The following is a 6236-nucleotide window of genomic DNA, read 5'->3' as shown; positions in this document are numbered from 1 at the left end:
GGCGGGGAGCGTGCAGCTCTTTGGCCTGATGGACATCGGCGTACAGCAGCTCAAGGCCGACGGCGTCGGCAAGCGCCACCTGGTCACCAGCGACGGCAACGCCTCCAGCCGCCTCGGCGTGCGTGGCAGCGAGGATCTGGGCGGCGGGCTGAAGGTTGGCTTCTGGCTGGAGTCGGCCCTGTTGGTGGACGACGGCAGCAGCGGTGCGACGAGCACCAACAACAAGGACTCCATCAGCGGCGGCCTGACCTGGGCGCGCCGCGCGACGGTGCAGTTGTCCGGTGACTGGGGCGAACTGCGCCTGGGCCGCGACTATGTGCCGTCCTTCATCAACCTGACGATGACCATGCATCCCTTCGGCCCCAATGGCGTCGCCAGTTCGGGGCTGTTGTTCTATCCCGCGCCCGCCAATGGCACGACGCCGCGCACCAATGCGCGGGCGTCCAACTCCATCGGCTACTTCCTGCCGCCGGGCCTCGGCGGTGTCTATGCCCACGTGATGCTGGCCTTGGGCGAGCAGGGTGATGGCCCGACGCAAAGGGACGGCCAGCTGCAGGGCATGCGCATCGGCTGGCGCAACGAGGCCTTCAACGCCGCGGTCGCGTCTACGCGCACCCGCTATGCGACGGGCGACTACAAGCAGAGCAATGTCGGTGCGGCCTGGCAGTTGGGCCCGGTCAAGCTGATGGGACTGTGGGGCGAGAACAAGGTCGGCACGACGAAGACGACGGCGCGCATGGTGGGCACGCGGTGGCAGGTGGGCCCGCAGGGCGAAGTCCGCTTTGCCTACACGACCTTGAGCGCCAAGGGCGTGGCCAGCGACGCGAGTCATATCGCGCTCGGCTATGTGCACGATCTGTCCAAGCGCACCGCGCTGTATGGCAACGCCGCCCGCGCCGACAACAAGGGCACTGGCGTGCGCTTCAACGTGGGCATGGCGACGACGGTGCCGGGCGGCAACTGCAGCGGTACCGAACTCGGCGTTCGCCACAGCTTCTGAGCGGCGCAAGAAACACCCATAAAGAGCAAGGCCCGCAACGCGGGCCTTGTTGATTCAGCGAAGCGCTTGGCTAGCGAAGCGTCTAATTAATCTTCCGACTTGAACACCAGCTTGACTTCGTGGGTCTGGGCGGCGCCGGTGCCTTCGAACTTCCACTGGCTCAGGGCTTCGGTGGCGGCACGGTCGAACACGCGCTTGGGTTCGGCTTCGACGATGGCGACATCCGAGACCTTGCCGTCGCCGGCAATGGTCATCTTGGCGCGCACGCTRCCGGCGCTGATGTTCTTCTTGACGGCCTCATTGGGGTACTCGGGAGCGACCTTCTTCAGAACCTTGGCATCGGCGTGGGCCAGGGAGGCAGCGGCGACGAGGGCGAGAGCGACAGCGGAGCGGGCAAACATCAGTAGCGTCTTTCGGGCGGTTTGATTGGGGGAACAGAGCGGCTCTGGCCGCGTTGCAGCACGCATTCTGGCGAGCCCGCCCCCCACGGGTAAGGGGTGCGGCCGTGCAGAAATCACGCACGCATGACCGGGTTAGCCCTTGGTCACCGCTGCTGCCAATTCCTTCACAGCCAGAAAATGACAAAGCCCTCGCGAGGAGGGCTTCGAAGGGGGCGGGTGGCGCTGATCAGGGCGCTGCGTCGCCGCTTTCATCCTTCTTGATACGCACGGCGCCACGCTTCTTCGGCTCGGCCGGCGCAGGCGCCGCATCACCATTGAGCGTGGGAGCTGCGGCCTCTTCTTCCTTGATGACGCGGGTGTAGGGCGCCAGCATCGTCACCAGCTGCGCGTAGATCTTGGGGTTGCCGGCCACCACTTCACGCTGGTGCAGGAAGTCGGCCTCACCCGTGAAGTTGCCGATCAGGCCACCGGCTTCCGTGATGATGAGCGAGCCCGCCGCCACGTCCCAGGGCTGCAGGCCGGTCTCGAAGAAGGCGTCGTAATAGCCGGCGGCGACATAGCAGAGGTCCAGCGCCGCGGCACCCGGGCGGCGCAGGCCGGCGCAGTGCTGCATGACCTCTTCGAACATCTTCACGTAGCGCTTGAAGTTGTCGCCACGGCGGAAGGGGAAGCCGGTGCCGATCAGCGCGTCGCTCATGCGGGTGCGCTTGGACACGCGCAGGCGGCGGTCGTTGCAGAAGGCGCCGCGGCCCTTGCTGGCGTAGAAGAGGTCGTTGCGGGTCGGGTCGTAGACGACGGCCTGCTGCACGACGCCGCGGTGCGCCAGCGCGATGGACACGCAGTACATCGGCAGGCCGTGGATGAAGTTGGTGGTGCCGTCCAGCGGATCGATGATCCAGACGAACTCGGAATGCTTGGCGCCGTGGGTGCGGCCCGACTCTTCGGCGAGGATGCCGTGGTCCGGGTAGGCGCCCAGCAGCGTCTCGATGATCACCCCTTCTGCGGCGTGGTCGACCTCGGTGACGAAGTCGTTCGGGCTCTTGGTGTTGATGCGCAGAGCTTCGAGGTCCAGCGAGGCGCGGTTGATGATGGCGCCAGCCGCACGCGCCGCCTTGATGGCGACATTGAGCATGGGATGGTGAGACGTTTGCAGCATGCGTGGCACTCGCTGGGAAGAAGGGGCTGACGGGAGGAAAGAGCGGCGGGACCCATGGAGGCGGCCCGGATAATCGCGCGATTCTAGCCGCAGCCTCCGTACAAACCCGTGGAATCCACACGCTTCGTTCTCATCAACACCAGCCACGCCGGCAACGTGGGCGCGACGGCGCGGGCGATGAAGGTGATGGGTTTCCAGGACCTGGTGCTGGTGGCGCCGCGCTTTGCCGACGTGCTCTGCCACGAAGAGGCGGTGGCCATGGCCAGCGGCGCGGCCGACATCCTGGCACGCGCCCGCGTCGTGCCCACGCTGGCCGAGGCGCTGGACGACGTGGACTTCGCCTGCGCCACCGCGATGACGCCGCGCGACTTTGGCCCGCCGACGCGTGAGCCACGTGCACTGTTCGGCGAGCTGGCCGCGCGTGAGGCCGCGCCCCGCCTGGCGCTGGTGTTCGGCTCCGAGCGCTACGGCATGAGCAACGAGGACGTCTACCGCTGTCATGCGGTGCTGAGCATCCCGACCCATCCGGACTACGGCTCGCTCAACCTTGCCCAGGCCGTGCAGTTGCTGGCCTACGACCTGCGCCAGGCCCTCGGCGGCTTCGGCGTGCAGGCACGCACGCCTGACCCGCAACTGGCCGACGCGCGTGCCGTGCAGGGCCTGCTGGATCATCTACAGGCAGCGCTGGTGCACATCGACTACCTCGACCCCGCGGCGCCCAAGAAGCTGATGCCCCGCCTGAACCAGCTCTTCAACCGCGCCGGGCTCACGAACGAGGAAATCCACATCCTGCGCGGCATTGCGCGACAGATGCAGAAGACCGTAGTGCCAGCAGGCTCAAAGTAGCCCCACCTAAACTGGCCTGCCTTTCTCCCCTGGCTGCACCATGTTCCAGCGCCTGCGCGAAGACATCGCCCTGATCCTCGAACGCGACCCGGCCGCCCGGTCGGCGTGGGAGGTGCTGACCTGTTACCCGGGCCTGCATGCGCTGATGTTCCACCGCCGTGCTCACTGGTTCTGGCAGCGTGGCTTCAAGTGGCTGGCGCGCTGGGTCTCGCACTGGAGCCGCTTTCTGACGGGCATCGAGATCCACCCCGGCGCGCGCATCGGCCGCAAGGTCTTCATCGACCATGGCATGGGCATCGTCATTGGCGAGATGGCCGAGATCGGCGAGGGCTGCACCATCTACCAGGGCGTCACGCTCGGCGGCACCTCGCTCGTGAAAGGCGCCAAACGCCATCCGACCCTGGGCCCGGGCGTCATCGTCGGCGCCAATGCCAGCGTGCTGGGCGGCTTCACGGTCGGCGCCGGTGCGCGCATCGGCTCAGGTGCCGTCGTCACCAAGCCGGTGCCGGCAGGTGCGACAGCCGTGGGCAACCCGGCGCGCATCATCGAGGCCGCCAGCGAACAGGCCCGCGAGGAGGCGGCCGCCAAGATGGGTTTCTCGGCCTATGGCGTGACCCAGGGTGACGACCCGGTCGCGATGGCCATGCGCGGCCTCATCGACAGCGCCTCGGGCCACGAGCACCAGATCGCGCTGCTTTGGAGCGCGGTCTGCAAGTTGTCGACCCAGGCCGGCCGGCCGATCGGTGACTGCGTGCCCGATGACGCCCAGCGCGACGAGGCCTTCGATGCGGCGCAGATGAACCGGCTGGTCAAGTAGCGGCCGCGCTGGCGAAATAGACCGTCAGCCGGCCACGTCTTTGCCGCCGGCCGGCCCGGCGTGAATGAGAATCGCCGGTTCCGGGCCGCGATGGCCCGCCCTGTGTCGGCCTGCTGTGTTCCTGCGCGAGTTACGACTGCGGCTTTCCACTGGCTGGCGCATGGCGCTGTGCCTGGTCATGGCCCTCTGCCTGACTGAGGCAACTGCGGCACCGGCGCCCAAGCGCTGGTCCAGCCTCGCCGACATCAGCTTCCAGCATCTCAGCCAGGAGCAGGGCTTGCCCAATGCCATCGCGACGGCCGTGGCCGAAGATGGCCAGGGTTTTCTGTGGGTGGGCACGCTCGGCGGTCTGGCGCGCTGGGACGGCTACCACTTCAAGGTCTACAAGGCCGATGCGCAGCGCCCCGGCGCCCTGCCGGACAACTATGTGCAGTCCTTGCATGGCGATGCCAAGGGGCGGCTCTGGGTGGGCACGAGCGCGGCAGGGCTGCTTCGGCATGACCCGACGACGGACCGTTTCGTCGCCATCCCGGTCGGTGGCGCCGCGGGCCTGAGCCATGTCAGCGTGCGGCAGATTGCCGACGACGGCGCGGGTGGGCTGTGGGTCGTGACCGACGGCGGCCTGGACCACCTGGATCCCGACAGCGGGCGCATCGAGCGTGCCAGCACCGTGGGCGGCTGGGCGGCCGGTGCCGGCACCCAGGTCTGGACCCTGCTGCTTGATCGCCGCGGCCAGCTCTGGATCGGTAGCGCCGCGGGCCTGTTCCGCCGCGCGGCCGCGGGCGCGCCGCTGCAGGCCGTGCCACTGGCGGTGGGCCGCGTCGTCCAGCCCCAGGCCCTGGCCCAGGACAGCGCCGGGCGCATCTGGGCCGGCGGCAAGCACGATGGCGTCTTCGTGCTCGCCGACAACGGCGAGGCGCCAGCCGTCGAAATGCGGGAGGCCGGCGTCGCCGCGAACGAGGACCTGCTGGGCAACAGCCAGATCACCAGCCTGCTCGAGACACAGCCGGGGGAGATGTGGGTGGCGACCCTGGGGCAGGGTGTCGTGGCCGTCGACGTCGAGCGGCGCGACAGCCGGCGCATCCGCCACGTGCCGGCCTGGCCGGTCAGCCTGGCGGACAACGCGTTGCGCACCCTCTACCGCGACCGGTCCGGGCTGATCTGGGCTGCGTCGAACCGCGGCCTGAGTCGCCACGACCCCCGCCAGGGCGGGGTGCTGACCCGCCTGGGCGCCAGCGCCGAGGTTGGCGATGCACTCGACTCCCGTTTCATCAGCGCCGAGATCAGCTGGATCCTGCCGATGCCCGAGGGCCGCCTGTGGCTGGCCACGCACAAGAGCGGCATCGACATCCTCGACGCCACCGGTGCCCGCGCCGGTGCACTGCGGCCCGATGCGAGCCGGCCCGAGGCCGCGCTGCCGCCGGACATCGTGCTGGGCATGGCGCGCGTGGCGGATGGCAGCGTCTTCGTCGCCACCAAGCGCGGTCTTTATCGCTGCGATGCGAATGGGCGCCATTTGCGTCGCGTGAGCCTGGCGGGCCGCAACCCTGCCGCATCCACCTGGGCCCTGCTGGTCGATGGCGGCACGCTGTGGATAGGCGGCCAGTTCGACGGCCTGTGGCGGTTGGACATTGCCAGCGGCAGCGCCGCGCCCGTCACCCTCCCGGCACCGGGCTTGACCGACCAGCGCATCATGGTGCTGGCCCGCGGCGCGGTGGGTGAGCTGTGGGTCGGAACGCGCAACGGCCTCAACCGGGTCGATCCCCTGAGCGGTGGTGTCGTGCAATACCCGGCCGGCCCGACGCTGGCGCGCGGCCTGTCGGCCGGCTTCGTCACGGCGCTGATGCTGGATGCCGAAGGCCGGCTCTGGGTGGGCAGCTATGGCGGCGGCATCGATGTGCTGCCGGCGCCGGGCCAGGGTGAAGCCATCCTGCGCGTGGGCGTTGCCCAGGGCCTGCCGGACGGCACTGTCAACGCGCTGCTGCCGGACCTGCAGGGCCAGGTCTGGGCCAGCAC

6 protein-coding genes are annotated in these 6236 nt (G+C 68.9%); 4 read left to right on the top strand and 2 right to left on the bottom strand.

Annotated features, from left to right (window positions below):
- The coding region (locus tag AC1DU6_RS16740; RefSeq protein WP_477858418.1) for a porin at positions 1-1000 on the top strand (1000 nt) is incomplete at its 5' end.
- Between the two features lie 86 nt (positions 1001-1086).
- On the opposite strand, the gene AC1DU6_RS16735 is transcribed toward AC1DU6_RS16740, so the two are convergent.
- Together AC1DU6_RS16735 and AC1DU6_RS16730 are read right to left on the bottom strand one after the other, a co-directional pair.
- Positions 1087-1401, bottom strand: coding sequence for an energy transducer TonB (locus AC1DU6_RS16735; protein ID WP_056196838.1), 315 nt, complete (start codon positions 1399-1401; stop codon positions 1087-1089).
- 226 nt (positions 1402-1627) lie between these two features.
- The gene (locus tag AC1DU6_RS16730) at positions 1628-2557 is read right to left on the bottom strand and encodes an inositol monophosphatase family protein (protein WP_457390064.1); all 930 of its coding nucleotides are present in this window, start codon (positions 2555-2557) and stop codon (positions 1628-1630) included.
- A gap of 108 nt (positions 2558-2665) precedes the next feature.
- On the opposite strand from AC1DU6_RS16730, the gene AC1DU6_RS16725 reads away from it, so the two are divergent.
- The 3 genes from AC1DU6_RS16725 to AC1DU6_RS16715 form a co-directional block, all read left to right on the top strand.
- Positions 2666-3403 (top strand): RNA methyltransferase, encoded by a 738-nt coding sequence (locus tag AC1DU6_RS16725; RefSeq protein ID WP_082532618.1) that lies wholly within the window; start codon positions 2666-2668, stop codon positions 3401-3403.
- 40 nt (positions 3404-3443) lie between these two features.
- Positions 3444-4220 carry a serine O-acetyltransferase gene (gene cysE, locus AC1DU6_RS16720; RefSeq protein ID WP_056196844.1) on the top strand — a complete coding sequence of 259 codons (777 nt, stop codon included), beginning with the start codon at positions 3444-3446 and terminating at the stop codon, positions 4218-4220.
- Between the two features lie 160 nt (positions 4221-4380).
- On the top strand, positions 4381-6236 hold a 1856-nt coding region (locus AC1DU6_RS16715), incomplete at its 3' end, for a ligand-binding sensor domain-containing protein (RefSeq protein ID WP_477858415.1).

The sequence above is a fragment of the Roseateles sp. P5_B10 genome (assembly GCF_056400485.1).
This window is presented reverse-complemented; position numbering and strand designations above follow the sequence as displayed.